Source organism: Streptosporangium sp. OZ121 (genome assembly GCF_051918885.1).
In the GTDB taxonomy this organism is placed as follows: domain Bacteria; phylum Actinomycetota; class Actinomycetes; order Streptosporangiales; family Streptosporangiaceae; genus Streptosporangium.
Window position 1 is genome coordinate 476716 of record NZ_JBPXMC010000001.1, and the last position, 24813, is coordinate 501528.

Sequence of the window (24813 nt, forward strand, 5' to 3'; positions counted from 1 at the left end):
CTTGCTCGCGGTTGCGGTCGCCTCCGACCTGCCCGTTTCACCGATGACGGTGATGCTCGGCCCAGCCGCGTGGGGGCTTAGATCATGTTCAGGTAGGGAGAAGGGAAAACATCCCGCCGCCGCCGTGACGATGCCGGTGAACGAATCAAAAAGAGGTTAGTTTCTCCGAAGTGACCAGGCCCATCACCGAGGAGCCCGTAATGAAGCCGGACGGTCGGATTCGTGTCATGGAGATCATCGCACGTATGAATGTCGGCGGACCGGCCACTCAGGTCATGGGACTGTACGAGGGACTGAACCCCGAGGAATTCGACCACCGCCTCTACACGGGCCATGTCGAGGGCGGCGAGGGCGACCATCTCCGCCTCCGGGACTCGGGGGTGGAGGTCCACCGGATTCCGGGGCTCGGCCGTTCGGTCCGGCCGGCCGACGACTACCGTGCGCTGGCCGGGCTGACCGGGGCCATGCGCGGGTTCCGCCCGCACATCGTCCACACCCGGACCGCCAAGGCGGGCGCGCTCGGACGCGCGGCCTCCTGCCTGTCGGGCGTCGGCTCGGCCCGGGTGCACGTGTTCCACGGGCACCTCCTGCACGGATACTTCTCCCCGCCCAGACGTCACCTCTACGTCAGGACCGAACGGCTGCTGGCCCGCGTGTCCGACCGGCTGGTGACGGTGGGGGCCCGGGTCAGGGACGAGTTACTGCAGGCGGGGATCGGCCGTCCCGGGCAGTACGTCGTCATCCCGCCCGGGGTCCGGCCTGGACCGGTCCCCGATCGCGGCGCGGCCCGCGCGGCGCTGGGAATCCCGCAGGACGCGCCCGTGGTGGCGTACGTGGGCCGCCTCACCCAGGTGAAACGGCCGGACCGGTTCGTCGCCGTGGCCCACGCGGTGCTCGGCCGCATCCCCGGCTGCCACTTCGTCATGTGCGGCGGCGGCGAGCTCGGGCGGCAGGTCGAACGGGACGCCGAGAGCGTCCGCGACTCCTTCCACCTGCTCGGCTGGCGCAGGGACGTGGAGACGGTCTACGCCGCCGCCGACGTGGTCCTGCTCACCTCGGACAACGAGGGCACCCCGCTCACGCTCGTCGAGGCGGGGATGGCCGGCACCCCCGTGGTCTCCACCCGGGTGGGAAGCGTCGCCGAGGTCGTCAGGGACGGGCACACCGGCCTGCTGTCGAGCCTCGACCCGGACGAACTGGCGGCGCACACCGTCCGCCTGCTGTCCGATCCCGGCCTCGCCCGCCGGATGGGCGACGCGGCCCGCGGCTGGACGACGCACGCGTTCGCCCTGGACCGCCTCGTCTCGGACACCGAGAGCCTCTACCGGTCGCTGTGCGAGACGCGCGGCCGGCACCTGCTCGCGCGGGGGAACAGCCGATGAGAGTGCTGGTGACGGGCGGCGCCGGCTTCATCGGCGCGCACACCTGCCGGACGCTGGCGGCCAGGCCCGACGTCGGGAACATCACGGTGCTGGACGACCTGAGCAGCGGGGATCTCGCCAACCTCGACGGCGTCGAGGCCGACGTCGTGATCGGCAGCATCCTGGACCGGGACCTGCTGACGGACCTGGTGGCCGGCGCCACGCACGTGATACACCTCGCCGCCAGGCCCTCGGTGCCCCGGTCGCTGGCCGACCCGCTCGCCTCGCACGCCGTCAACGCGACCGGCACCCTGTACGTGCTGGAGGCGTGCCGCGCGAGCAGACCGCACGTGATCCTCTCCTCCTCCTCCTCGGTGTACGGCGACCGTCCCGAACCCCGCAAGCACGAGGACCTGCCCACCAGGCCGCTCAGCCCGTACGGGGCCGGCAAGCTCGCCGCGGAGGCCTACGCGCTGGCCTACGCGCACAGTTACGGCCTGCCGGTCCTGCCGTTCCGCTTCTTCAACGTCTACGGCCCGCTGCAGAGCGCCGGGCACGCGTACGCGGCGGTGATCCCGGCGTTCGTCTCCGCGGCGCTGCGGGGCGAGCCGGTCCCGCTGCACGGCGACGGCGGCCAGGCGCGGGACTTCACCTACGTGGAGTCGGTGACCGGGATCCTCGCCGACGCGGCCGCCCGCCGGGTGACGAGCACCAAGCCGGTGAACCTGGCCTTCGGCACCCGTGTCTCCCTGCGGCACCTGATGGACCTCCTCTCCGAGATCCTCGGCCGGGTGGTGGAGCCGGTCTCCCTGCCACCGCGCAGGGGCGACGTCCGGGAGTCCCAGGCCTCCGCCCGCCTGCTGCGCGAGCTGTTCCCCGAGGCGCGCCCCGTCTCCCTGGAGGACGGGCTCCGCACCACGGTGGCCTGGTTCGAGAGGGCGCGGGCCGACAACGTCGAGGCGGTGGCCGGCATGCAGGCGTGAGCGGCCGTCTCCCGCCGACGACAGAGATCTCTCCAAGCACATGATGAGGAGAAGCCCGTGAGCAAGACATCATCCACCAGATATCTGATAACGGGCGGCAGCGGATTCATCGGCTCGCACCTGGCCGACGCCCTGCTCGCCCGCGACGACTCGGTCGTCGTCCTGGACAACCTCTCGACGGGACGGCTGGAGAACCTCAGGCCGCACCCGAACCTGCGCTTCGTGCACGGTTCCGTCCTGGACGAGCTCATGGTCGACGAGCTGGTCCACCGGTGCGACGTCGTCGTCCACCTGGCGGCCGCGGTCGGCGTCAAGCTGATCGTCGAGCAGCCGCTGCGGTCCCTGACGACCAACATCCGGGGTTCGGAGATCGTCATCGAGGCCGCGCACCGGTACCGGAAGAAGATCCTGATCACCAGCACGAGCGAGATCTACGGCAAGAACTCCTCGGGCGCGCTGCGCGAGGACTCCGACCGCATCCTGGGCAGCCCCGCCGTGGTCCGCTGGGCCTACAGCACCGCGAAGGCCGTCGACGAGATCCTCGCCAACGCCTACCACAAGGAGCGCGGCCTGCCGACGATCATCGTCCGGCTGTTCAACACGGTGGGCCCGCGGCAGAGCCCGAGCTACGGCATGGTCATCCCGAGCCTCGTCCGGCAGGCGCTCTCGGCCGTCCCGCTGACCGTGTTCGGCGACGGGACCCAGACCCGCTGCTTCGCGCACGTCGCGGACGTCGTCGACGCGCTGCTCAGGCTGCTCGACGAGGACGCGGCGATCGGTGAGACCTTCAACATCGGTTCCGGCGACGAGGTGAGCATCATGGAGCTGGCGAAGCTCATCGTCGAGTTCACCGGGTCCACCTCCGGGATCGACCTCATCCCCTACTCCGAGGCCTACGAGCGGGGATTCGAGGACATGACCCGCAGGGTCCCCGACACCGCGAAGCTCAGCGCGCTCACCGGCTGGGTCCCGCGGCGGAGCCTCGACGAGATCCTCACCGAGATCATCAGGGAGGCCTCCGGGGAGCCGGCGGCGTCCACCCCGTGAGCGGGACCGTCGCCCTCGTCTCGGGAGCGGCCTGCGCGCTCAGCGCCACGGCCGTCGTACCGCTGAGGCGTCTCGCGGTCCGCTGGAACCTCGTCGACAGCCCCGGCGGCCACAAGGTGCACGCCCGCCCGACCCCGTACATCGGCGGCATCGCGATCGTGACGGGCACCGTCGTGCCCTCCCTGATCGCCCTCGGCCTCGCCGACCTGCAGATCACCGCGATCGTCCTCGCCGCGGCCGCGGTGTCCGTCCTCGGGCTGATCGACGACATCGCCCCGCTGCCCGCGGTCACCAGGCTGGCCGTGGAGACCGCGGTGGCGATCGGGGTGGTGCTCTCCGGCGTCCAGGCGACCGTGACCGGGACGTGGCTGGACGGCGTCCTCACCGTGGCGTGGATCGTCGTGGTGACGAACTCCTTCAACCTGCTGGACAACATGGACGGCGCGCTGGGAACCGTCACCGCCGTCACCGCGGCCCTCCTGGCGGCCACCGCCCTGGCGCAGGGCCACCTCGCGCTCGCGCTGCTCCTGTGCGCGCTCACCTGCGCGTGCCTGGGTTTCCTGCCGTACAACTGGGCGCCCGCGCGGGTGTTCATGGGCGACTCGGGGTCGCTGTTCATCGGATTCACGCTGGCCTGCTCGGCGGCCGTCCTCGCCGTCGGACGCCCCGCGGACGCGGCGGTCGCCGGACTGTTCCTGCCGACCTTCCTGGCGACCCTCGACACCTGCGTGGTCTTCGCCTCCCGCATGCTGGCGGGCCGCTCACCGCTGCAGGGCGGCACCGACCACGTGTCCCACCGGCTGCGCCGGACCGGCCTGGGAACCCGCGCGGTCGCGGCGGCGCTCGGCGCGATCGCGGCGATCTCCGGCGCCCTCTGCCTCGCGATGGCCCTGGGCCGGGTCTCCCCGCTCGCCGCGACGGCCGCGGCCTGCGCGATCGCCGTCGTCCTCATCTGCCTGCTGCGGGGCGAGCGCGGACGCCTGCGCTCGCCGTCCCTCTCCTCCGAACCTCTCCCTAAGATCCGCGAAAGGCGGCACTGACGTGACTCCTCCGCTTCCTGAAGGGAGCGGCTTCTCGTTAAGCCGCTTGCGCGACGTCGCGAAGGGCAAGCCCTGCCCTGAGGATGTTGATCGCCGCATTAATGTCGGCGTGCGCCGTATGAGCGCACCGCTGACAGTGGAACCCGGCTTGGGTGAGGCGGTTCTCCTGCGCGCAGTGCCCGCAGGCGGCACAGGTGCGGGAGGTGTGGGCGGGGTTCACCGCGATCAGCTCTCGACCGGCGCTTTCAGCCTTGTGCGACAAGATCGCCAGGAACACCCCCCAACCCGCGTCCAGGATGCTGCGGTTCAGGCCGGACTTCTGCGCGACGTTGCGGCCGGGTGCCTCCACGGTGCCGGACGCCGATCGGGTCATGTTGGCGATCCGCAGGTCCTCATGCGCGATGACGTCGTAGGCCCGCACCAGGCGCAGGGCCGCCTTGTGCGCGCCGTCGAGGCGTTGGCGGCGGACCTTGCCGTGCAGGGCCGCGAGCCGCGCCACCGCCTTGCGGCGCCGATTGGAGCCGCGCTTGGTGCGGGCGAGGTCCCGCTGCGCGACGGCCAGGCGCTCTGCGCAGGCCGCCAGGTGGCGCGGGTTGTCCAAGTGTTCTCCGTCGCTGGTGGTGACCAGCGAGGCCACTCCCATGTCGATCCCGACGGTGGCGCCTGTGGCGGGCAGGGCCTCGGCGGGCACGTCGTCGCAGGCGAGGATCACATACCAGCGCGAACCTTCACGTTTCACGCTGATCGTCTTCACGATGCCACGCACCGCGCGGTGCTGGTGAACGCGTACATGCCCGATGCCCTGGAGGCGGACGAACGTCGCGGACGGGTGTTCGCGCTGGGAGTCCCACCGGCAGCCGTCGCCGTCCTTGGGCCAGGTCACCGTGTCGAACCGGCCGCGCCCCTTGAAACGAGGAAAACCCGGTGTGCGCCCGGCTTGGAAGCGGGCGAAGAACGCGACGAACGCCTTGTCGAGACGGCGCAGAGTTGCCTGCTGGGAGGAGAACGACCAGCGGCCTTGACCGTCTGCGTCGTCGGCGCGGATGTGCTTGAGGTCGGCCGACTGCTCACCGTAGCGGACCGTCACGCCTGCCTTGCGGTAGGCGGTGCGGCGGTGCTCCAGCGCGGCGTTGTACAACTGCCGGTGGTCATCCAGGCACGCGGTGAGGGCGACCTCTTGATGGCGGGTGGGACGCAGCAGGAACTTGAACGACCTACGCACGAGCACCCCCGCCCGTGGGGACACGATCGTCCTGGAGCTCGATGGAGCGCCGCACGGTATCGACCGACACCGCGCCGGCCGTGGCCACGAAGAACGACCGCGACCACAGCGCGTACAACTCCTCCAGGCGGTACTTCGGACACCACACCACGTGGTATCCGAGGTCGTACGCCGCACCGGGACAGGTGCGCACCTGACGAGTCACACGACCATTACAACAGCACCATCCATCCAACGCGCGACGATCGGAAATCTCCAATGCGCAGACCTGACCGGCCAGGGCACACTCGGGCTCTGACGGCCCTCCCGCTCCCGATTCCCCCGTCGCCTAAAGGCGACGGTCCCCTCGGGAGGATCTGATGGAGCTCCTCTACTACACGCGGCTCGCGCGCAGGAACTGGCCGTTCATCCTCCTGGCGCTGATCCTGGCCGTGGGCGCGGCGACCGTCGTCACGGCCGGCACGCCGCCGAAGTACGTCGCGACGATCTCCATGCTGGTCTCGGGCCACGACAGGGAGGGGAGCCTGTCCACCGCCTACCAGGCGGGAATGCTGTCGGCGCAGCGGGTGCACTCGTACGCGACCCTCCTCTCCAGCCGGCGGGTGGTCGGCCAGATCACCGGCGAGGACGACGTGGAGCGCGTGCAGGCGAACATCACCGCGGAGGCCGTCCCCGGCACCGTGCTGCTGCGCGCCACGGTCGGCGATCGCGACCCCTCGCGGGCCGCCGGCCTGGCCAACGCCCTGGGCGAGCGCTTCGCCGAGCTCATCGACCAGATCGAACGGCCCACCCCCTCCAGCCGCCCCATCGTGAAGATCACGCTGGTGGACCGGGCGGAGACGCCCGAGGCTCCGGTCAGTCCCAGGCCGGTGGTCAACCTGGCGATGGCCCTGCTGGTCGCCCTGATCCTGGCCATGGCCGTCATCGTCGTCCGTGACCGCCTGGACACCACCGTCAAGTCGACGGAGGCACTGCAGCAGGCGTCGGGCAGCTCGACCCTGGGAGTCATCGGCTACGAGCGGGACGCGCGGCGCCATCCGCTGATCGTGCGCAACCAGGGCCGGTCGTCCAGGTCCGAGGCGTTTCGCACGCTCCGCACCAACCTGCAGTTCATCGGCGTCGACCGGCAGCCGAAGTCGCTCGTGGTCACCAGCTGCCTGCCGAGCGAGGGAAAGTCCTCGATCTCGGCCAACCTGGCGATAACCCTGGCCCAGGCCGGATGGCGGGTCATGCTGGTGGACGGCGACCTGCGCCGCCCGACCATCCCCGGCTATCTCGGCATCGAGGGGACGACGGGCCTGACGGACGTGCTGATCAGCAGGGCCCAGCTGAAGGAGGTCATCCAGGTCTGGGGCGAGCCGGGCATGTCGGTCCTGCCGAGCGGGCAGATCCCGCCGAACCCGAGCGAGCTGCTCGGCTCCGGCGGGATGCGCGAGGTGCTGGCCCAGCTGACCGAGACGTACGACATGGTGATCATCGACGCGCCGCCGCTGCTGCCGGTGACCGACGCCGCGACGCTCGGCGCGCTCTGCGACGGCGTTCTCCTCGTCACCCGCCACGGCAAGACCCGGCGGGAGCACATGGCGCGCGCCACGGAGCTGCTGGCGTCGGTCAACGCCCGCGTGGTGGGGACCGTCCTGAACTTCTTCCCGCTCAAGGACAACACGTACTTCGGCTACGGGTACGGCTACGGCTACGGGTACGAGCCCAAGAAGTCCACGTCCAAGGTCAATCAGCCTGTGGGTGTGTGAGCAGCCGGAGCGGGACGGCGAGCGCCCTCGCGATGCTCCGCCCGGCCGCCCGGTGGGCCAGCCGGGAACCCTGGTAGGGATCGGCGATGTCGAGCTCGTCCACCCGCACCAGCCCGCGCAGCGCCCGCGCCTCGTCGACCAGGGCGCGGGCCCGGCGCACGGGATCGCGATACCGGGTGATCTTCCCCGGCGGTACGGCTCCCACCAGCGTGCCGAACTCGGCGATGGTGAAGGTCCGGGTGGCCGCCGCGAGATGCAGGGCCACCGCGTGCGCCCGGTGCCGGCCGGTGGCCGTGAGCACCAGGTCCGCCTCGGCCACCAGGCCGGGGACGAGGAGGCGGGAGCCGAAGTCCGCGGGGTCCCCGCCGAGCCGCACCAGCGTGCGCCGGGTGTGCCCGGCCATCTCCATCCCGGGCCGGGCGTGGGTGCCCGCGCTGGTCACCTGAACCGCCGGGCACGGCCCGAGCGCCGCGCGGGTCAGCCGCTCGGCGAGCGGGGAACGGCAGATGTTGCCCGTGCACACGAACAGGATGCTGAACCGGGCGCCCTCCCGGGGCGCCGGCGCCTTCCGCACGTCCCGCCAGCAGCGCGAGCCGCAGCCCTCGTGTCCGGGCGGGGCGAGCCCGGTCTCCCCGCAGCCGGTGATCACGGCGGCTCCTCCGGTCGCGGGGCTCCGCGCGATCCCGGCGTGCTCCGGTGAGGCCCTCATGACGAGAGGGTAGATCGGCTCCCGTGCGCCGCCGCCGGCGGCACACCGCTCTTTGCCCTTTTATACCGACGCACGCGACAGATCGTACGGAAGAGGTCCGTTCCCATCAGGGTGCGCAACCGTGTGGGTCCTCGGTGACGCGGGTCCGCTGCGGCCGGACGAGCGGCTGGACGGGGACCAGCGGCGGCTCCGGCGAGGCGACCTCGGTGAGGTCGAACTCCAGGGACCTCGACTGCCCGGGGGCGAGTTCCAGCATCACCGAGTAGACGGGGTGGGACCGCTCGGTCCCCCTGACGACGGCCGTCCGGTCGCCGTCGAGCCGGGCCCCGGTCAGCCGGCCGCCGAGCGCGCCGTACAGCGACACCCACAGCAGGTTGGAGCCGGGGACGCGGGGACCCCGGGAGGAGTCGAGCCGGCCGGTGACATAGGAGGGCAGCGTCCCCCGCGGGACGTCGTTGGTGAGCCCGACCCGCACCGTCGAGGAGCGCAGGCCGTCCCGGCAGGGGCCCAGCTCGTAGTCGAGGGAGCGGTCCAGGTAGTAGTCGAGCTTGCCTCCGGCGGAGTTGTTGACCACCAGTCCCGCGAACGGCCCCGGCCGCGACGGCAGCACGCCGCCGATGGGGGCGCGGGCCAGGATCCGCTGTTCCGCGCCGTGGCGGCTCCACACCTGGATCCGCCGCTCGCCCACCATGCGGCCCATCACGGGCAGCAGCGCCGCGGGGTCGGCCGGCGACCTGGGCAGCGCCTCGCCGACGGCACCGGCGATCTCGAGGAGGAAGCGTTTGCGCGCCATCGGGTCGGCGTAGCGGGCGTAGGCCGCCCGCTCGGTGAGGTCGACGACGTTTCCCCCGGTCACCTTCTCCCCTCCGGGCAGGGTGACCGGGCCGATCAGCCGCAGCAGGTGGGCCAGCCCGGCCGGGTCGACGGCCACGGCGCCGTCGAGCCGGGTGCCGGCCCGCCGCTCCCACAACCCGGCCCAGGTGGCGGCGGCGTACGGGAAGTGCGGGGAGAGGTTGGAGACGGACAGCGTCCTGGTCGCGCCCGGACCGTAGCGCCGCAGGAACTCCCGGCCGTGGTCGGCGACGGGGACGGGGCTGGTGAACAGGCCGGTGTCGGCGGACAGCCGTTCGACGGAGATCCGGCCCCGGTCGGCCCTCAGGATGCCGAAGGCTCCCACCAGCCCTCCGGTGCCCCGCGCCTCGGCGTTGGTCTGGAAGGCCAGGAAGTAGCGGCGCGGGCCGTCGCCGCCCAGCATCGGGGGGAGCAGCGCGGCGGCCGTCGCCACGTCGCCCAGCGTGGCGCGCAGCCGGTCGACCTCGCGCAGCGCCGTGCCGCGCGCCCGGTCCAGCCGGTCCACGCCGGTGTGCGCCGGGACGGCCGCCAGGCGGGCGCTCACCCGCGCGAGCCGGGTGACGGCGTCGCCGAGGACCGGCGCCGCCGTCTCGGCGATGGCCAGCAGCCGCCTCGGGCCGCCCGGGGAGGGCGTGGCCGCCGCGACGAACGCCGCGCCGGCCCGCTGGAGGCCGTCCAGCACGTCGGTCAGTTCCGCGACCCCCTCGGCCAGTGCCCGGACGGTCGTCGCGGCGTCGCCCAGCATCGGGGTGCGGGTGAGCACCGACCAGTCCACGCCGGCGGTCAGCCGTCGCGCCTCGGCCGCGTGCCGCCGGGCCTCGGCGAGCGGCCCCGCCATGAGGCCGGGTTCGCCCGTGCCCACCGCCGCGCGCAGCCGGATCAGCGCGTTCTCGGTCGCCTCCAGGTGATCTCGCACGCTCAGGCCGCGGTGGGCGGACCAGCCCCCGGCCGGTACGGCGACGGCGAGGGCCAGCAGGCAGGCCGTGACGGCCCGGCGGCGCCTTCTCGGCGGTACCCGATGCCGGCTGCGCCCGCTACGCGCCACTGGAGGATCGACGGCGCCGCACGGAGATCAGGATGCCCGCGGCCCCGGCGGCCAGCAGGCCACCGCCCACCGCGACCACGGCCGTCAGGGGCGCTCCGGTGAAGGGCAGCCCGCCGTCACCGCCGCCCGTCTCGAGTGAGGCTCCGCGGACGCACCCCTCGTCGCCGTCGCCGCAGTCGTCACCGCAGTCGTCGCCACATCCCCCGAAACCGTCTCCGTCCCCGAATCCGTCGCCGTCGCCGTCACCCGTGTCGGCCTCGGCGTCGGCGATGAGGCGCGCGAGGTTCCGGGCGGCGAGGGCGAGGGACTCCGCGGCGGAGGCGAGGATCGCGGCGGCCTTGGCGATCTCCTCGGCCTCGGTGGCCACCCGCTGGGCGCCGGTGGCCACCACCGCGGCGGCGGAGTCGAACGGCGCCGCGAGAACCGCGAGGCCGCCGGCCTCGGAGGCGATGTCCCCGGCCCTGCCGGCGATCTCCCTGGCCCTCTTGATGATGTCCCTGGCCCTGGCGGCGATCTTCTCCGCCTGGGCGGCGAGCGACGCGGCGTAGGAGCCGTCCCCCTCGTCCCCGGGGCGTATCTCCGCGGCGGAGGCGGCCCGCCGGGCCGCGGAGACGAGCCGCGCGGCGGCGGGCGCGACCCTCGCCGCGCTGGTGGCGCCGTCCTCGCCGTCCCGTACGGCGCGGAGCCTGGCCCGCGCCGAGGCGACGGAGGCCCGCTGGGCGTCGAAGTTCGCTCCGCCGACGACGCCGGCGAGGTTCTCCACGGCGGTGGCGATCGCCTCGGCCTGCGAGGCGACGGCCTCGGCCTCGGAGGCGACGCCCTCGGCGTCGGCGAGGACCTCTTCGGCCTCGGCGGCGAGCCTCGCGGCGGCGGCGGCGAAGTCGACGGACGGGGGGTACGGGGACGCCGCCAACGTCCGGAGGCCGGTTTCGGCGGTCGCCGTCCCGCCCGCCCCCATCCCCGCGCCGCTCCCGGCCATCACCGTGAGAAGAATGGACACAATGAACTTTCCGGCCATTTCGGGCTCCTCATGGCGAATATGATCAGTCCAGGAACAGACGCTTGGCACACAAACGACATGCCTCAGGAACCCGTTATATTTTCCTATCGAAAAGCCCGCCCGATCGGCTCACGTCCCTTACCGAATGATCGCCGATTGTTCTCTGATCATTTATGGTGACGAGACGGTCCGTCCCGGCGGAGAGCTGCCCGGGGCCGGACGGGTCACGGCGCGGCCTCGACCCGGTAGACGGGCCCCGACAGGCTGAGCGCGTACAGTTCGCCGTCGTGGTCCTGGCCGAAGGACGACAGCTGTTCCACCGTGCCGAGATCGTCGCCACGCCCCTTCCCGCCGGGGGGCGCGGCCTTGACCCAGCCCGCGCAGAAGTCGCCGTAGACGAACCGCCCCTCCAGGCCGGGGATCTTCTTGCCCCGGTAGACGTATCCGGCGATGACCGAGCAGTTGCCGCCCTCGCCCAGCGGATACTCGATGACGGGATCCACCGTGTCGCCGCCGTCGCCGCCGTCGCCGCCCTCGAAGGGGTGGGTGCCCTCCTTCAGGTTCCAGCCGTAGTTGCGGCCGCCCTCGCCCTTCGGCTCGAAATCGACCTCCTCCCAGGCGTTCTGGCCGACGTCGCCGATCCACATGTCGCCGGTCCTCGCGTCGAAGGTGAACCGCCAGGGGTTGCGCAGGCCGTAGGACCAGATCTCCGGCTTGGCGCCCTGCCTGCCGGCGAACGGGTTGTCGCGGGGGACCTTGTACGGGGTGCCGCGCGGGTCGATCCTGAGGATCTTGCCGAGCCAGGTGTCCAGGTTCTGGCCGTTGCCCTGCGGGTCTCCCCCGCTGCCGCCGTCGCCGAGGGCGATGTAGAGGTGCCCGTCGGGCCCGAAGGCGAGCTGCCCGCCGTTGTGGTTGGCGTACGGCTGCCGCTGGGTCAGCACGTCCCTGCGGCCGGTCGCCTTCCCGCCGGAGAAGGCCCATTCGGTGAGGTGGGTGTGTCCTTCGCGGTCGGTCCAGTTCAGGTAGAGGAAGTTCCCGTCCGGGTGGAAGGCCACCCCGAGCAGTCCCTGCTCGTTGCCCGTGCTGATCTCCCCGGAGAGGTCGACGACGGGCGCCTCGGCGACCTTCCCGTCCTTCACCGCGCGCAGCCGTCCCGTCTGCTCGGCGATGTAGAGCGTCGGGTCGTCCTCGCGCAGGGCCATCGCCACCGGCATGTCGAGCCGGGCGAACTCGGTGAAGCGGACCTTCGGCGCGACGTCCGTCCCCGTCTTCCCGGTGGGTTCCGCGCCCGTAGCCGTGGGCGACGCGGTGGGAGGGGCGGATCCGGAGTCGGCGGACCCGGTGGTCCCGGTGGTCTCGGTGGCGCCGGTGGAGGAGCAGGCGACCAGCGCCGCGCTCAGCAGGGCCAGGCCCCATCCTGTCCGGCGTCCTGTCCGGCGGGAGATCGGCACGGTTCTCAGCCTCCTGTGTTCGTCACCTGCTCAGGCGATCACTTGTACGCGCCGGGCGCCGCGAAGGTTCCGGCCGCGCCGGGCGACTCCCGCACGCCCCTGCCCTCCCCCGTCCGCGCATGTCCATTCTCCCCGGCCTTCTCCCCGGCCTGTCCGCTGGGTGGCGAGCCCGGCCGGCGCGTACCCGGCCTCAGTGATCGCCTTCCTGGCCCGAGCCGAGGTCGATGTACAGCTGTCCGCCTGTACGTACATACAAGATCACGAGGAGCGATCGCCGTGCGGTGATCGAGGCGTGTACGGTCATCGGGGCCTCGATCGCGCGCTCGTACTCGCCGCGGTCAGCAGCTCGGCGCGGCGGGAGCGGGTCAGAGCCAGCCCGCCGAGGACCGCGCCGACCAGCCCGAACACCAGGGCCATGGCTCCCCCGAACACTCCGTTGCCGGTGCCGAGACCACCGTCGGCGACGGCCAGATTCACCGCGCCGTTGAGCCCGCCGGTCAACCCCGCCACCAGGGCCACGATGGCTCCCCTCCTTCCGCCGTTGCCGATGCGGCGCACGGAGCGCAGCGCCAGCCAGCCGATGACCACGCCGCCCAGCGCCACCAGCGCGGCCACACTGGCCCAGATTCGCTGCGTGGTCCCGAGGAAGGTATCGACACCCTGGCCCGCGCATTCCGCCGACGTCGTACAGACCGGCGAGGCCGTCTGCGCGGCAAGCACCAACAGGACGGACATGACGTTCTCCTTCGCTTCCTGCGACTGGACGCCAGAACTATGTCCGCTGAACCCGTCGCCGGTCATCCCGCTGACGGAGACACCTCTCCCTACCGCAGACGCCGCACGAGCCACCGCAGGCGCCGCACGAGCCACCGCAGGCGCCGCACGAGCCGCGAAGACCTGCTGCATCCGCGGTAGGCCCGTACGTCCGGTCCACGGCGTCGTCCCTAGACTGCTGGCATGCCAACCGCACTGATCACGGGGGCGACGGCCGGCATCGGTGCCGCCTTCGCCCGCCGCCTGGCCGCCGACGGATTCTCACTCGTCCTGGTCGCCCGCGACGAGAAGCGTCTCGTCTCCGTCTCCGAGGAACTGCGCCTGCGATACGGGGTGAGCAGCGAGGTGCTCGTCGCCGACCTGGTGACCGACGAGGGCCTGGAGGCGGTGGAGCGGCGGCTCGGGGAGGGAGTCGACCTGCTGGTCAACAACGCGGGCTTCGGCCACCGGGGTCACTTCCTCGACGTGCCCGCGGAGGAGGAGCTGCGGATGCTCAAGCTGCACTGCGAGGCGGTGCTGCGGCTGACGCTGGCCGCGCTGCCGGGGATGCGGGCCCGCGACCGGGGCGCGGTGATCAATGTCGCGTCGGTGGCGGCGTTCTTCCCCCGGGGCTCCTACAGCGCGTCCAAGGCGTGGGTGGTCAGCTTCAGCGAGTCCACGGCCGTCGAGATGGCCGACAGCCGCGTGCGGGTCATGGCCCTGTGCCCGGGGTTCGTGCACACCGAGTTCCACGAGCGCGCCTCGATGGACAAGTCGGGCATCCCCGAGTTCTTCTGGCTGTCGGCGGACAACGTCGTCCGCGAGGCGATGCGCGATCTGGCCCGGGGCGTGCGGGTGAGCATCCCCGACCTGCGCTACAAGGTGATCGTCAGGGTCGGCAGGCTGCTCCCCCTCGGCCCGATCGGCCGCTTCTCGCGCCGCCTCGCCCGCCGCTGAGGGAAGACCCCGGGAGAAAGACCGCTGGAGACCGGCGGTGGGAGACCACCGGCGAAGACGAAGAAGACGAGAAGACGAAGAAGACGAAAAGGGCCCGCGCCACGGGAGGGGGTCGTGGCGCGGGCCCTTCCGGCCTGCGGTGGTGGTCGGGACGGGCCTTGCCGCTGACGGCGGCCCGCGCGGTGGATCAGACGCGGGCGTTGGCCTCGTGACCGATCGCCAGGCCCGAGACCGGGTCGAAGAAGTGCAGGTTGTGGGTGTCGACGATCAGCTCGATGTTCTGGCCGGGACGGACGTGGCTGCGGGAGTTGACCCGGGCGGTCCACAGCGACTTGTCGCCCACCAGCGGCAGCGTCGCGTCCTCCTCGCCGTCGTCGGCGGCGGCGGCCACGGTGTCCTGGTGCTGGACCGGCGGGGCGTCGATCAGGAACAGCACGTTGATCTCCGAGCCCAGCTCCTCGGTGACCTCGGCGCGCACCGGCAGGCGGACCCAGCCGGAGGAGGAGCCGTTGGCGGCGATCGAGTCGTCGAAGTCGGAGGGGCGGATGCCCAGAATGATCTTCTTGCCGAAGTACTGGTCGAGGCCGCGCTTCTCGGCGAGGGTCTCGGCCGGCACCGGCAGCTTGAAGCCCGCGAAGGCGACGGCGGCGCCGCCGTCACCGCGCACCAGCTCGGCGTTGACGAAGTTCATCGACGGGGAGCCCATGAAGCCCGCGACGAACAGGTTGACCGGCTTGTCGAAGAGGTTCTGCGGGGTGTCGACCTGCTGGAGCAGGCCGTCGCGCAGCACGCAGACGCGGTCGCCGAGGGTCATGGCCTCGACCTGGTCGTGGGTGACGTACACGGTCGTCACGCCCAGGCGCTCGTGCAGGGTGTTGAGGGAGGCCCGCATGGAGACGCGGAGCTTGGCGTCCAGGTTGGACAGCGGCTCGTCCATGAGGAAGGCCTGCGGCTCGCGCACGATCGCGCGGCCCATGGCGACACGCTGGCGCTGGCCACCGGAGAGGGCGGCGGGCTTGCGCTTGAGGTACTGGTCCAGGCCGAGCATCTTGGCGGCCTCGCCGACGCGCTTGGCGATCTCCGCCTTGGGCATCTTGCGGAGCTTCAGACCGAAGGCGAGGTTCTCCTCGACGGTCATGTGCGGGTAGAGCGCGTAGTTCTGGAAGACCATGGCGATGTCGCGGTCCTTCGGAGGCAGGTGGTTGACCACCCGGTCGCCGATGGAGATCTCGCCGCCGCTGATGTCCTCAAGCCCGGCGATCATGCGCAGGGCGGTGGACTTGCCACATCCGGACGGCCCGACCAGCACCATGAACTCCCCGTCCTTGATCTCAAGGTCGAGGCCGTTCACGGCTTTGACGCCGCCCGCGTAGATCTTGTCGACTTTGCTGAGAACAATGGATGCCATGGAAGTCCTTGTCGCCTCGGGCCAACCCCGCGTTCACCCGATATTGGATACGTTTTCATGCATCTCATCGGAAACGGACATCCGTGTCAAGAGTCTGCCCGGTTCTGGCCTGTCAGCAGGACCGCTGTTGCCGCTTCGCACTGGATCGAACCTGGAAATCATGATGGAATCGTTTCCATGAACATGCGTCGTACGACGATCAAGGACGTCGCCGGGGCGGCCGGGGTGGGGGTCGCCACGGTCTCCCGGGTTCTGTCGGGCGGATCGGCCAGCCCGGAGACCAGGGAGCGGGTGCTGACCGTCGCCGCCCAGCTCGACTACCGGCCCAGCGCGCTCGGGCGCAACCTGCGCCAGCGGCGCTCGGGCGGGATCGGGCTGCTGCTGCCCGACATCACCGACACCTTCTACGGCCGGGTGGCCGACGGCGTGCTGGCCTGCGCGCGCTCGGCGGGCGAGCCGGTGATCGTGGGCGCGACCGGCGACGATCCCGAGTCCGAGGCCGAGCTGATCGGCACGCTGCTGGAGCAGGGCGTGGACCGGGTGATCGCGGTCCCCTCGGGCGACGGCGACAGCTGGGCGCCGACCCTGCGGGCCGGGGTGGTCACGGTGTTCGCGCACCGGCTCGCCGCCGGGCGCGACGACATCCCCGCGGTGGTGGCCGACGACCGCGCGGGGGTCAGGACCGCGGTCGACTACCTCACGGGGCTGGGACACCGGCGCGTCGCCTATCTGGGCGGCCCGGGGCAGGAGCAGCGCCTGTCGGTCTTCAGGCAGGCGCTGGGGCCCCTCGTCGACGAGGAGCTGATCGTCGTCGCCCGGGGCAGCCGCGACTCCGCGTACGCCGCCGCCGCCGGGCTCTTCCAGCACCGGCCGGACCTGACCGCCGTGCTGGCCGGGGGCAACCTGCTGGGCGAGGCGGCCGTGCTGGCGGCGCGGGAGCTGGACCTGCGCATTCCCAGGGACCTGTCCCTGATCATGTTCGACGACGTGCCCTGGGCCGAGCTGTGCTCACCGCCGCTGACGGTGATCGCCCAGCCGGCCAGGGACATCGGCTACCGCGCCGCCGAGCTGGTGCTGCGCGGCGGCGCCAGGAGGCCGCGGGGCGTGCTGCTGCCCACGGAACTGATCGTCAGGGGCAGCTGCGCGCCTAAAGGGACTTCTCGATCGCCGCGATGAGGGCGGGGTCGTCGGGCTGGACGGTCGGCCGGAACCTGGCCAGCACCTCCCCGTCCCGCGCGACGAGGAACTTCTCGAAGTTCCACTTGACGTCACCGGCCTCGCCGTTGGCGTCGGGGGCACTGGTCAGCGCCTCGTAGAGGGGGTGCCTGTCGTCGCCGTTGACCCCGGTCTTGGCCAGCAGCGGGAAGTCGACGCCGTAGGTGGTGGAGCAGAACTCCTGGATCTCCTCGGCGGTGCCCGGCTCCTGACCGTAGAACTGGTTGCACGGCACGCCGACGACGGTGAAGCCCCGCTCGCCGTAGGTCCGCTGGAGGTCGACGAGGCCCGCGTACTGGGGGGTGAGGCCGCACCTGGAGGCGACGTTCACGACGAGGACGGCCCGGTCCCCGGCCAGCTCGGCCAGAGTGGTGGGCGCGCCGGAAAGAGTGTGAATGGCGATATCACGGATTCCCATGATCGGCACCCTAATCCCTCTGTCACATTTGAGAGTTATGACGTCCACCAAGTGAAATGTGACCGACACCACAGGTGAGACGACGCCCGCCTCACCAATGCTCTGATCATTCTCTTACCGATCTTTGACAGGACCCCTGACAGGCGCTGTCGACTGGCCCGCCGCCGGATGGCCGGGCATCGTGTCGGCCGTCCCCCGTCCCCGAAGCACAGGGAGTCCCATGTCGACGCTCCGCCGTACCGGTGTGCTGGTGATCACCTCGGTGCTCGCCCTCGGCACCACCACGGTCGCCCAGGCGTCCTCGGCAAGACCGGGCAACCAGGCCGTCGCCAGGCCCATGGTGTCCGCGCACGGCTGGAACAACAGCCAGTTCGCCTGCCTCAGCAGGCTCTGGACCAGGGAGAGCAACTGGAACCACCGCGCGCACAACCGCTCGTCGGGCGCGTACGGAATCCCGCAGGCGCTGCCCGGCGGCAAGATGGCCAGCGCCGGACGCGACTGGCGCACCAACCCCAGGACGCAGATCAGGTGGGGGCTCGGCTACATCAAGCAGCGCTACGGCTCGCCGTGCCGGGCGTGGGCGCACTTCACGACGCGGGGCTGGTACTGATCAGGGAACGGTGAATTGAAACCCCATGGCAGGGTGATTTTCACACCGTCTCCCAGCATGGGTGATTCGCCGGTCGTAACCGCCCCTTCTCCGAATCACCCGTAAATCCCGAAGATCGGGCAAACACCTTTCCTTCGCGTGTCCCATCCGCCGCCCGGCGCGCTCTCGCGTAATAGAAAGCGGCCTAGAGAGATCGCCGCGGCGTCTCATGCCGGAAACAGGCCGGAGAGACCGCGCGGACGTTCCCCGTCCGAGCCACGGACGCCGGATCGTCGGACGCCGGAGGGCACCACGTGCCCTCCCGCGCCTTCCGCACGCGGCCCGAGGACAAGGATCCACGTGAACAGCTACCGCGTTCTGCGCAACACCGTCATGACCGTGCTCACCGCCTCGGCGATGGTCGGTCCACCGACGACGGGGCAGGCTGACAGCACCTCCGAGACGTCCAGGAAAGGGACGGCGAGGACGGTGTACCGCCTCACCTGGGCCACCCAGGTGAAGCCAAGGGTGAAAGCGGTCGCGAGGACCGCCAAGGGCAGGAACAAGACGATCGCCTATCGTCTCGTGTCCCGCCGAGCGTGGCCGCACCGCCAGTTCCGCTGCCTGGACAGTCTCTGGACCAGGGAGAGCAACTGGAACCACCGCGCGTACAACCGCTCGTCGGGTGCGTACGGCATCCCGCAGGCGCTGCCCGGCTCGAAGATGGGCGGCAGCGGCAGGGACTGGCGATACAACCCGATCACACAGATCCACTGGGGTCTGAGCTACATCAAGAGCCGCTACGGGTCACCGTGCGGCGCGTGGGGTCACTTCCGGTCGAGCAACTGGTACTGACCCCCGCGGAGACACGGAGAGTGTCCAGGGGAAGGGAACACTCTCCAGACGCCCGGGGCCCCAGGGCCCCGGGCGTCACCTCCCGGGCCTTCCGGGCCTCCCGAGCCGCACCGCCATCGCCTGGATGAGCATCTCCAGCCCGAAGGCGAACTCGGCCTCGTGGTCGCACTCGTTGAGTATCGGAGCCAGCTCGCCGACCTGGGGGAACAGCACGGGATCGACCTCGTCGACCCTGACGTCCGAGCGGTGCACCGGGGCGAACGTCGGGGTCACCCCGACCTCCCGCAGCAGCGAGCCCACGATGTAGGCGATGAACACGCGCAGGGCGCGCACCGCCTCGTCACCGCCGAACCCCGCCTCGCGCAGCGTGTCCAGCGCCCGCTCCACGGGGAGCAGCCCGGCGGTGGAGCGGAGCTGGCGGCTGACCACCACCATCGTGCAGCGCGGGTAGTGGCTCGCGATCTGCCGGAAGGCGAGCGCCTGCATGCGCACCCGGTCGGTCCACTCGGCGTCCGGGTCGTCGGTGAACTCGATCTGCGACAGGACGGTCTCGGCCACCGCGTCCAGCAGCGCCTCCTTGTTCGGCACGTGGTTGTAGAGGGACATCACACCCACGCCCAGATCGGCGGCGATCGCGCGCATCGACACCGCGTCGGCGCCCTCCCGCTCGATCAGCGCGATGGCCGAGGCGACGATGCGCGGCCGGGACAGTGGCTGGACAGGCATATGGCCGTCGTCCCCTCATCGGTTCCATTGACGTACGTACAGCGTACGTGACAACCTCTATGGATACGTACGGTGTACGTCTCTGGAGGCCGCATGTCGACACACGATCTCTACACCATTCCCGCCGAGCTCTCCACCTGGGACGTCGAGGCGGCCGGGGCCGCCCGCTTCACCTGGGAGTACGACGACGGCAGGGACCGCATGCTCGCCCTCTACCAGAAGGGCAAGGACAAGCAGTGGGACTCGGTCAAGCGCATCGACTGGGACCTGGAGGTCGATCCGTACAACGTGCTCGGCGTCCCCGACGAGACCATCGCGATCTTCGGCACCCCGCTCTGGGAGCGGATGGACGACAGGCAGCGCAAGGAGGTGCGCCTGCACAACGCCTCCTGGCAGTTCTCCCAGTTCCTGCACGGCGAGCAGGGCGCGATGATCTGCTCGGCGCGGATCGTGGAGTCCGTCCCCGACCTCGACTCCAAGTTCTACGCCGCCACCCAGACCATGGACGAGGCGCGACACGCCGAGACCTACGCGCGGTTCCTCCAGGAGAAGGTGGGCCTGGCCTACCCCATCAACCCGCACCTGAAGTCGCTGCTCGACAACACCCTGAGCGACTCCCGCTGGGACATGCCCTATCTCGGCATGCAGGTGCTCATCGAGGGCCTCGCCCTGGCCGCCTTCGGCGTGATGCGCGACATCACCACCAAGCCGCTGCCCAAGCAGATCCTCGCCTACGTGATGCAGGACGAGGCCCGGCACGTCGCCTTCGGCCGGATGGCGCTGCGCGACTACTACGCGCAGCTCGGCGAGTCCGAGCTGCGCGAGCGCGAGGACTTCGTCATCGAGGGCTGCTACCTGATGCGCGACCGGCTGCGCGGCCGGGAGACGTGGGAGAACCTGGGGCTGACCAAGGCCGAGGTCAACGAGGCCATGGAGTGCGTCGACAAGTCTGAATATCTCAGGATTTTTCGCTCTCTGCTTTTCAGCCGCATCGTCCCCTGCGTCAAGGACATCGGGCTGTGGAGCCCCCGCCTGCAGCAGGCCTACGCCGACATGGGCGTGCTGGACATGGCGGGTCAGAGCCTGGACAAGCTGATGCGGCAGGACGAGGACATCGCCGAGAGGCTCGACGCCGAGCGGTTCGCCGCCGAGGAGGCCGAACGCCACGCGGAGGTCGCCGAGACCGTCTCCCTCGGCGAGGAGCCGCGATCCTGACCTGATGACCTGATCCCCCCGGCGGACCTTCCCGAGGACCGGGCTCCTCGGCGCCCGAGGGGCCTCAGGGCAGGTCGAGGGCGCTCAGACCCAGCAGGAGGGCCTGCCGGTCACGGGTGGTCAGGCTCTCGTACGGCCGCGCGGCGCGGCGGTTCGTCTCCGCCTCGATCCGGTCGCGGGCGGGCCCCGGGGGCAGGGCGATGATCTGGGCCGCGGTGAGGCCCTCCCGCATCCAGGCGCCGGCGTGCGCGTCGGCGCGGTGGTAGCGCAACACGGCCAGCCGGTTGAACAGCAGCACGCCCGGCGGGGTCCCCACCGGTTCGTGGGGCGGCGAGGCCTGGGCGAAGGCCGCGCCGCCGCCACCGGCGGCACCGGCCGCCAGGAGCCTGCCGGCGAGATCCGCCAGCTCGGGCAGCCGGTCGGCCTGGGCGGCCCACAGCTCGCCGGTCACCGCCGCGTGCACCTCGTACAGGGAGGCGATGAAGGAGAGCGCGGCCGCGGTGGCGCGCAGCGCGCCGCCGTCGTCCACGAGGGTGCCCTGGGCGATCTGTACGTCGATCTCCGGCCGGTCGACGGGGTTGTAGCGGTAGAGGGCGGCCAGCCCCTCGGCGGTGAGCGGCCTGGCGGGGAGCACGAATCGGAGATCGACCAGCAGGTCCGTCTGGAGGCCGGACCGCTCGGTGAGCTCCCGGCTGAGGGGCCTGCTCGCGATGTGAACGCCGAGATTGACCGCGTCGATCAGCGAAGCGATCGACGCCGCGTAGCCGGGCAGATCATCGAAGCGTGACATGCTGCGATATCTTGCCGCATTTCTTTACCTTCCGAACCTTCCCAGCACGAAGGCGAAGGCTCCGGCCACGGCGGCGAGGGTACCGAGCCAGGCGATGAGGGCGTCGGCCCGGTTGTCGAGGGGACGGCTCCCGTGCAGGGCCTCCTGGCCGCGCCGGTAGCGGATGCCCGTGTGGGTCAGCAGCAGGACGGCGCAGAACAGGGCCGGGACGAAGGGGACGACGGCCACCGCGGGCGTGCCGGCCCGCAGGGCGACCCCCGCGCCGGCCAGGCTGGTGACGGCCAGCAGGGCGGTGGTGCGGACCCAGGCGAGGCGGGTCCGCTCGTTCTGCAGACCCGCGTCCCACGGCCTGTTCACCGGGGGCTCACCGGGACAGCAGGATGAGGATCAGGGCGAGCACGGCGACCGCCGCCACGCCGTACCCGAACAGGGGTGCGAGGGCGGGGGGCGGGAGCGGGGCGGAGCTGCGCAGGGCCCGCTGGACGCGGCGCCAGCGGGGATAGGCCATCGCGGCCGCCAGCGCGGACAGCGACACCAGGACCACCGCGAGCACGGTGCGCATCCACGGGACGAAGACATCGGAGGAGACGGCGGCCATGGCCACGCCGCCCGCGCTCAGCGCGAGCGACGTGCTCAACCAGGTCAGGTACGTGCGTTCGTTGGCAAGGGTGAACCGGGGATCCGGCTCATGGTCCGGAGAGTTCATGAACTGTCCTGGGGCTTCATAGGAATGACGGTATTTCAACCACATTTCCCCTAGAGAACCCGGGATTTCCGGAGGTACCCGCGGGCACCTCCGGCCGGCCCCGCCGGGCGGGGCCCCCATCCCCGGCGGGATGAGCTGTGCCGCACCGGGGCTGCGGAGGCTACCCGCAGGCGTTGGTCAGCTGCTGGACCCACTGCACCGAGTCGGTGGCCACCTTCTGGGCGGCGTCGACGGCGCTGTTGGCGTCGGTGACGTCGAAGCCCTCCAGGGTGCCTGAGACGCCCTCGGCGGCCTCCTTCAGCGAGGTGTTGGCCGCCTTGTCGGCCAGGTCGCCCAGCTTGGCGCCGCCCTCGTTCAGCGCCTGCTCCATGGCGGCGGGGTCGTCGAGCAGCCCGGAGACCTTGGCGGCGGTCTCGGTGACGATGCCCGCGGCCTGCACGCACTGCTGCGCCTTGTCGATGCCCTGGCTCACCTCCTGGAGCTCGGAGCAGCCGGTGGTGATGAGGGCGGCGGCCAGCGCAGAGGCGGCGAGGACGGGAATTCGTCGCGGAAGGGGTCGCATGCCCAGACCCTACCCAACGGGCCGCCACGGCAGGCGCCGCCGTACCGGCTCGTTACCCGCCGATCCGACGGCGGGCCGGAACGCCGGGGAGACGGCGGAACCGGGACGCGGGAAGATCGCGAAACCGGAACGCGGGAGGTGGCGGATTCGGGACGCCGCGATGGTCGTACGATCATCTGTAGTCACATGAGGGGGAGACCATGACAACCTGTGAGCACATCGTGGAGGCCCAGGACACGCCCGCGCGTACTCCGCAGGGGTGCGAGGAGTGCCTGGCGACGGGCGGCCGTTGGGTCCACCTGCGCAGGTGCCTGGCCTGCGGGCACATCGGCTGCTGCGACTCGTCGCCCGGCAAGCACGCCACCGCCCACTTCGCGCAGGACGGCCACCCGGTCGTCGCCTCCTTCGAACCGGGCGAGGACTGGCGCTGGTGCTACGTGGACAACGTCATCGGCTAGCCCCGCTCCAGGGTGGCCTCTTCGAAGTCGATCTCGTGGAGGACCCGGCGGAGCACCTCGTCGTCGATGCGCCGCTCGTCGCGGAGGCGGACGAACACGTCGCGCTCGGCCGTCAGCATCTCCCGGCGAAGCCGCCGGTAGACGCTGCTCGGCGTCTCCTCCCCCTCCGGCCCCGTGCCGCCGCCCAGGCGCTCCCAGGCGGTGAGGGTACGGCGCTCGGCGCGGGACCTGAGCTGGTCGACGACCTCCCGGTGGAGCTCGTCGACACCTTCCGCCACCAGCTCGTCCAGCCGGGCCAGCGCGGCAGTGGCGGCCGCCTGCTGCGCGGCCGCCTCCGCCAGGTTGTCGGTGTAGGTCTCCTGCTCGTTGGAGACCTTCAGCCTGCGGATCAACGCCGGGAACGTCAGGCCCTGGACGAGGAGGGTGCCGATCACCACCGAGAAGGTGAGGAAGAGGAGCAGGTCACGGCCGGGGAAGTTCTCCGGGATGGCGAAGGCCGCGGCCAGGGAGACCACGCCGCGCATGCCCGCCCAGCTCACGATGGTCACGTTCTGCCAGGTCGGCACGTGGGTCTCGGTCCTGCGGATCTTCTTCGACAGCATCCGGGGCAAATAGATGCTGGGCACGACCCAGACCACCCTGGCGACCACCGCGGCGGCGAAGACGGTGAGCGCCATCCCGGCGAGCTTCCACCCGTCGCCCCACTCCAGCCCCCTCATGATCGGCCACATCTGCAGGCCGATCAGCGCGAAGACGATCGTCTCCAGGAAGAAGTCGAGGACCTTCCAGACCGCGTCGGACAGCAGCCGGGTGCCGAAGCCCGCCCTGGGCATGCGGTGGCCGATGTAGAGGCCGACGATCACCACGACGATCACGCCGGAGACGTGCACGCTCTCGGCCGCCAGGTAGACGGCGAAGGGGATGAGCAGCATGACGGTGTTCTCGACGAGCGCGTCGCGCAGCCGGACCAGCACCCAGGCCAGCACCCAGGCGAGCGCCAGGCCCATCACCACGCCGCCCGCCGCGGAGCGGGCGAAGTCGAGGGCGGCGTGCTGCCAGGTGATGCCCTGCCCGACCGCGGCGGCGATGGCCACCCGGTAGGCGGTGAGCGCGGTGGCGTCGTTGAACAGGCTCTCCCCCACCAGGATGGTGACCACCTTGCGGGGCAGCCCGAGCCTGCGGGCCACGGCGACGGCGGCGACCGCGTCGGGCGGGGCCACGATCGCGCCCAGCGCGAACGCGGCGGCGAGCGGCAGCTGGGGCAGGAGCAGGTGGGTGACCCACCCGATGACCAGCGTGGTGAACAGCACCAGGCCGACCGAGAGCAGCGCGACCGGCCTGCGGAAGTCGTTGAGCCTCAGGTAGGAGCTGTCGATCGCCGCCGAGTAGAGCAGCGGGGGCAGGAAGACCAGCAGGACCAGCTGGGGGTCGAGCTCGTAGGTGGGGACGAACGGCGACAGCACCACCCCGGCGAGCACCAGCAACAGCGGCGCCGGCCATCCTTTGCGCCTGGCCACCGCGGCCACCGCGATCGCGACGACCGACACGGCCAGCATCTGCAGCACCGTCGACTCGTCCACGCCACCCCGCCCGATAGGAATCGATCAGCCTATGCGTCCCGGCGCGCCTCGCGAACCGCCCGGGGCGGCCGAAACCACCACACGGCGCCGGACCACGGACCCGGCGGACGCCACACGGTA

The 24813-nt window shown here is 71.3% G+C and carries 26 protein-coding genes; 11 read left to right on the top strand and 15 right to left on the bottom strand.

Going from position 1 to position 24813, the window contains the following annotated elements:
- Positions 1–245 precede the first annotated feature (245 nt).
- From ACTOQ1_RS02350 to ACTOQ1_RS02365, 4 genes are read left to right on the top strand one after another with little or no spacing between them, the layout of a single operon-like run.
- Positions 246–1382 carry a glycosyltransferase gene (locus tag ACTOQ1_RS02350; RefSeq protein ID WP_440064063.1) on the top strand — a complete coding sequence of 379 codons (1137 nt, stop codon included), beginning with the start codon at positions 246–248 and terminating at the stop codon, positions 1380–1382.
- On the top strand, positions 1379–2344 hold the full coding sequence (locus tag ACTOQ1_RS02355; RefSeq protein ID WP_440064064.1) for an NAD-dependent epimerase/dehydratase family protein: 966 nt from the start codon (positions 1379–1381) through the stop codon (positions 2342–2344). Before ACTOQ1_RS02350 ends, ACTOQ1_RS02355 begins: the two co-directional genes overlap by 4 nt.
- A 57-nt stretch (positions 2345–2401) precedes the next feature.
- Positions 2402–3391 (top strand): NAD-dependent epimerase/dehydratase family protein, encoded by a 990-nt coding sequence (locus ACTOQ1_RS02360; protein WP_440064066.1) that lies wholly within the window; start codon positions 2402–2404, stop codon positions 3389–3391.
- The gene (locus tag ACTOQ1_RS02365) at positions 3388–4431 is read left to right on the top strand and encodes an MraY family glycosyltransferase (RefSeq protein ID WP_440064068.1); all 1044 of its coding nucleotides are present in this window, start codon (positions 3388–3390) and stop codon (positions 4429–4431) included. Before ACTOQ1_RS02360 ends, ACTOQ1_RS02365 begins: the two co-directional genes overlap by 4 nt.
- Positions 4432–4468: 37 nt before the next feature.
- Here the strand turns inward: ACTOQ1_RS02365 and ACTOQ1_RS02370 are convergent, their stop codons facing one another.
- Together ACTOQ1_RS02370 and ACTOQ1_RS02375 are read right to left on the bottom strand one after the other, a co-directional pair.
- Positions 4469–5653 (bottom strand): RNA-guided endonuclease InsQ/TnpB family protein, encoded by a 1185-nt coding sequence (locus tag ACTOQ1_RS02370; RefSeq protein ID WP_440064070.1) that lies wholly within the window; start codon positions 5651–5653, stop codon positions 4469–4471.
- Positions 5646–5858 carry a hypothetical protein gene (locus ACTOQ1_RS02375; protein ID WP_440064071.1) on the bottom strand — a complete coding sequence of 71 codons (213 nt, stop codon included), beginning with the start codon at positions 5856–5858 and terminating at the stop codon, positions 5646–5648. Before ACTOQ1_RS02375 ends, ACTOQ1_RS02370 begins: the two co-directional genes overlap by 8 nt.
- Before the next feature lie 154 nt (positions 5859–6012).
- Here ACTOQ1_RS02375 and ACTOQ1_RS02380 point away from each other — a divergent pair, with 154 nt between their 5' ends.
- Positions 6013–7404, top strand: a complete 1392-nt coding sequence (locus tag ACTOQ1_RS02380) for a polysaccharide biosynthesis tyrosine autokinase (protein ID WP_440064072.1) — start codon at positions 6013–6015, stop codon at positions 7402–7404.
- Here ACTOQ1_RS02380 and ACTOQ1_RS02385 read toward each other — a convergent pair.
- From ACTOQ1_RS02385 to ACTOQ1_RS02405, 5 genes are all read right to left on the bottom strand, one after another.
- A complete protein-coding gene (locus ACTOQ1_RS02385) occupies positions 7382–8113 on the bottom strand; it encodes an arsenate reductase/protein-tyrosine-phosphatase family protein (protein ID WP_440064073.1) in 732 nt (243 codons plus the stop codon). The genes ACTOQ1_RS02380 and ACTOQ1_RS02385 overlap by 23 nt on opposite strands.
- Before the next feature lie 106 nt (positions 8114–8219).
- On the bottom strand, positions 8220–10010 hold the full coding sequence (locus tag ACTOQ1_RS02390) for a DUF4012 domain-containing protein (protein WP_440064075.1): 1791 nt from the start codon (positions 10008–10010) through the stop codon (positions 8220–8222).
- A complete protein-coding gene (locus tag ACTOQ1_RS02395; RefSeq protein ID WP_440064076.1) occupies positions 10000–11028 on the bottom strand; it encodes a hypothetical protein in 1029 nt (342 codons plus the stop codon). The genes ACTOQ1_RS02390 and ACTOQ1_RS02395 overlap by 11 nt, the downstream gene beginning before the upstream one ends.
- A gap of 206 nt (positions 11029–11234) precedes the next feature.
- On the bottom strand, positions 11235–12461 hold the full coding sequence (locus tag ACTOQ1_RS02400; RefSeq protein WP_440064077.1) for a PQQ-dependent sugar dehydrogenase: 1227 nt from the start codon (positions 12459–12461) through the stop codon (positions 11235–11237).
- A gap of 300 nt (positions 12462–12761) precedes the next feature.
- On the bottom strand, positions 12762–13196 hold the full coding sequence (locus ACTOQ1_RS02405) for a DUF6223 family protein (RefSeq protein ID WP_440064079.1): 435 nt from the start codon (positions 13194–13196) through the stop codon (positions 12762–12764).
- Positions 13197–13418: 222 nt separating this feature from the next.
- Between ACTOQ1_RS02405 and ACTOQ1_RS02410 the strand changes: the two genes are divergently transcribed.
- Entirely contained in the window at positions 13419–14171 is a 753-nt protein-coding gene (locus ACTOQ1_RS02410; protein WP_440064080.1) for an SDR family NAD(P)-dependent oxidoreductase, read from the top strand.
- 187 nt (positions 14172–14358) lie between these two features.
- Here the strand turns inward: ACTOQ1_RS02410 and ACTOQ1_RS02415 are convergent, their stop codons facing one another.
- On the bottom strand, positions 14359–15579 hold the full coding sequence (locus tag ACTOQ1_RS02415) for an ABC transporter ATP-binding protein (RefSeq protein WP_362680724.1): 1221 nt from the start codon (positions 15577–15579) through the stop codon (positions 14359–14361).
- 177 nt (positions 15580–15756) lie between these two features.
- Here ACTOQ1_RS02415 and ACTOQ1_RS02420 point away from each other — a divergent pair, with 177 nt between their 5' ends.
- Positions 15757–16755: a LacI family DNA-binding transcriptional regulator gene (locus tag ACTOQ1_RS02420; protein WP_362680727.1), complete on the top strand. Its 999-nt coding sequence runs from the start codon at positions 15757–15759 to the stop codon at positions 16753–16755.
- Here ACTOQ1_RS02420 and ACTOQ1_RS02425 read toward each other — a convergent pair.
- On the bottom strand, positions 16727–17212 hold the full coding sequence (locus ACTOQ1_RS02425) for a glutathione peroxidase (RefSeq protein ID WP_440064082.1): 486 nt from the start codon (positions 17210–17212) through the stop codon (positions 16727–16729). The two genes, ACTOQ1_RS02420 and ACTOQ1_RS02425, sit on opposite strands and share 29 nt — an antisense overlap.
- Positions 17213–17432: 220 nt before the next feature.
- On the opposite strand from ACTOQ1_RS02425, the gene ACTOQ1_RS02430 reads away from it, so the two are divergent.
- Entirely contained in the window at positions 17433–17822 is a 390-nt protein-coding gene (locus tag ACTOQ1_RS02430) for a transglycosylase SLT domain-containing protein (protein WP_440064084.1), read from the top strand.
- 339 nt (positions 17823–18161) lie between these two features.
- On the top strand, positions 18162–18656 hold the full coding sequence (locus tag ACTOQ1_RS02435) for a transglycosylase SLT domain-containing protein (protein ID WP_440064086.1): 495 nt from the start codon (positions 18162–18164) through the stop codon (positions 18654–18656).
- Positions 18657–18731: 75 nt separating this feature from the next.
- Here the strand turns inward: ACTOQ1_RS02435 and ACTOQ1_RS02440 are convergent, their stop codons facing one another.
- Positions 18732–19382: a TetR/AcrR family transcriptional regulator C-terminal domain-containing protein gene (locus ACTOQ1_RS02440; protein ID WP_440064087.1), complete on the bottom strand. Its 651-nt coding sequence runs from the start codon at positions 19380–19382 to the stop codon at positions 18732–18734.
- A gap of 93 nt (positions 19383–19475) precedes the next feature.
- Here ACTOQ1_RS02440 and ACTOQ1_RS02445 point away from each other — a divergent pair, with 93 nt between their 5' ends.
- Positions 19476–20597: a ferritin-like domain-containing protein gene (locus tag ACTOQ1_RS02445; RefSeq protein ID WP_440064089.1), complete on the top strand. Its 1122-nt coding sequence runs from the start codon at positions 19476–19478 to the stop codon at positions 20595–20597.
- A gap of 64 nt (positions 20598–20661) precedes the next feature.
- Here the strand turns inward: ACTOQ1_RS02445 and ACTOQ1_RS02450 are convergent, their stop codons facing one another.
- From ACTOQ1_RS02450 to ACTOQ1_RS02465, 4 genes are all read right to left on the bottom strand, one after another.
- Positions 20662–21387 (bottom strand): hypothetical protein, encoded by a 726-nt coding sequence (locus tag ACTOQ1_RS02450; RefSeq protein ID WP_440064091.1) that lies wholly within the window; start codon positions 21385–21387, stop codon positions 20662–20664.
- 24 nt (positions 21388–21411) lie between these two features.
- The gene (locus tag ACTOQ1_RS02455; protein ID WP_440064093.1) at positions 21412–21744 is read right to left on the bottom strand and encodes a DUF202 domain-containing protein; all 333 of its coding nucleotides are present in this window, start codon (positions 21742–21744) and stop codon (positions 21412–21414) included.
- Between the two features lie 7 nt (positions 21745–21751).
- Positions 21752–22093: a YidH family protein gene (locus ACTOQ1_RS02460; RefSeq protein ID WP_440064095.1), complete on the bottom strand. Its 342-nt coding sequence runs from the start codon at positions 22091–22093 to the stop codon at positions 21752–21754.
- Positions 22094–22253: 160 nt separating this feature from the next.
- Entirely contained in the window at positions 22254–22655 is a 402-nt protein-coding gene (locus ACTOQ1_RS02465) for a hypothetical protein (protein ID WP_440064096.1), read from the bottom strand.
- 200 nt (positions 22656–22855) lie between these two features.
- On the opposite strand from ACTOQ1_RS02465, the gene ACTOQ1_RS02470 reads away from it, so the two are divergent.
- Entirely contained in the window at positions 22856–23113 is a 258-nt protein-coding gene (locus tag ACTOQ1_RS02470) for a ubiquitin carboxyl-terminal hydrolase 14 (protein ID WP_440064097.1), read from the top strand.
- Here ACTOQ1_RS02470 and ACTOQ1_RS02475 read toward each other — a convergent pair.
- A complete protein-coding gene (locus ACTOQ1_RS02475; RefSeq protein ID WP_440064099.1) occupies positions 23110–24693 on the bottom strand; it encodes a Na+/H+ antiporter in 1584 nt (527 codons plus the stop codon). The two genes, ACTOQ1_RS02470 and ACTOQ1_RS02475, sit on opposite strands and share 4 nt — an antisense overlap.
- Positions 24694–24813: the final 120 nt, after the last annotated feature.

What these genes read in the sequence shown, in the direction of transcription:
- ACTOQ1_RS02445 (WP_440064089.1), top strand. Translation starts at nt 19,476, where the DNA reads ATGTCGACACACGATCTCTACACCATTCCCGCCGAGCTCTCCACCTGG.
- ACTOQ1_RS02465 (WP_440064096.1), bottom strand. Translation starts at nt 22,655, where the DNA reads ATGCGACCCCTTCCGCGACGAATTCCCGTCCTCGCCGCCTCTGCGCTG.
- ACTOQ1_RS02440 (WP_440064087.1), bottom strand. Translation starts at nt 19,382, where the DNA reads ATGCCTGTCCAGCCACTGTCCCGGCCGCGCATCGTCGCCTCGGCCATC.
- ACTOQ1_RS02395 (WP_440064076.1), bottom strand. Translation starts at nt 11,028, where the DNA reads ATGGCCGGAAAGTTCATTGTGTCCATTCTTCTCACGGTGATGGCCGGG.
- ACTOQ1_RS02425 (WP_440064082.1), bottom strand. Translation starts at nt 17,212, where the DNA reads ATGGGAATCCGTGATATCGCCATTCACACTCTTTCCGGCGCGCCCACC.
- ACTOQ1_RS02405 (WP_440064079.1), bottom strand. Translation starts at nt 13,196, where the DNA reads ATGTCCGTCCTGTTGGTGCTTGCCGCGCAGACGGCCTCGCCGGTCTGT.
- ACTOQ1_RS02350 (WP_440064063.1), top strand. Translation starts at nt 246, where the DNA reads ATGAATGTCGGCGGACCGGCCACTCAGGTCATGGGACTGTACGAGGGA.
- ACTOQ1_RS02460 (WP_440064095.1), bottom strand. Translation starts at nt 22,093, where the DNA reads ATGAACTCTCCGGACCATGAGCCGGATCCCCGGTTCACCCTTGCCAAC.
- ACTOQ1_RS02380 (WP_440064072.1), top strand. Translation starts at nt 6,013, where the DNA reads ATGGAGCTCCTCTACTACACGCGGCTCGCGCGCAGGAACTGGCCGTTC.
- ACTOQ1_RS02385 (WP_440064073.1), bottom strand. Translation starts at nt 8,113, where the DNA reads ATGAGGGCCTCACCGGAGCACGCCGGGATCGCGCGGAGCCCCGCGACC.
- ACTOQ1_RS02415 (WP_362680724.1), bottom strand. Translation starts at nt 15,579, where the DNA reads ATGGCATCCATTGTTCTCAGCAAAGTCGACAAGATCTACGCGGGCGGC.
- ACTOQ1_RS02470 (WP_440064097.1), top strand. Translation starts at nt 22,856, where the DNA reads ATGACAACCTGTGAGCACATCGTGGAGGCCCAGGACACGCCCGCGCGT.
- ACTOQ1_RS02355 (WP_440064064.1), top strand. Translation starts at nt 1,379, where the DNA reads ATGAGAGTGCTGGTGACGGGCGGCGCCGGCTTCATCGGCGCGCACACC.
- ACTOQ1_RS02430 (WP_440064084.1), top strand. Translation starts at nt 17,433, where the DNA reads ATGTCGACGCTCCGCCGTACCGGTGTGCTGGTGATCACCTCGGTGCTC.
- ACTOQ1_RS02450 (WP_440064091.1), bottom strand. Translation starts at nt 21,387, where the DNA reads ATGTCACGCTTCGATGATCTGCCCGGCTACGCGGCGTCGATCGCTTCG.
- ACTOQ1_RS02420 (WP_362680727.1), top strand. Translation starts at nt 15,757, where the DNA reads ATGAACATGCGTCGTACGACGATCAAGGACGTCGCCGGGGCGGCCGGG.
- ACTOQ1_RS02410 (WP_440064080.1), top strand. Translation starts at nt 13,419, where the DNA reads ATGCCAACCGCACTGATCACGGGGGCGACGGCCGGCATCGGTGCCGCC.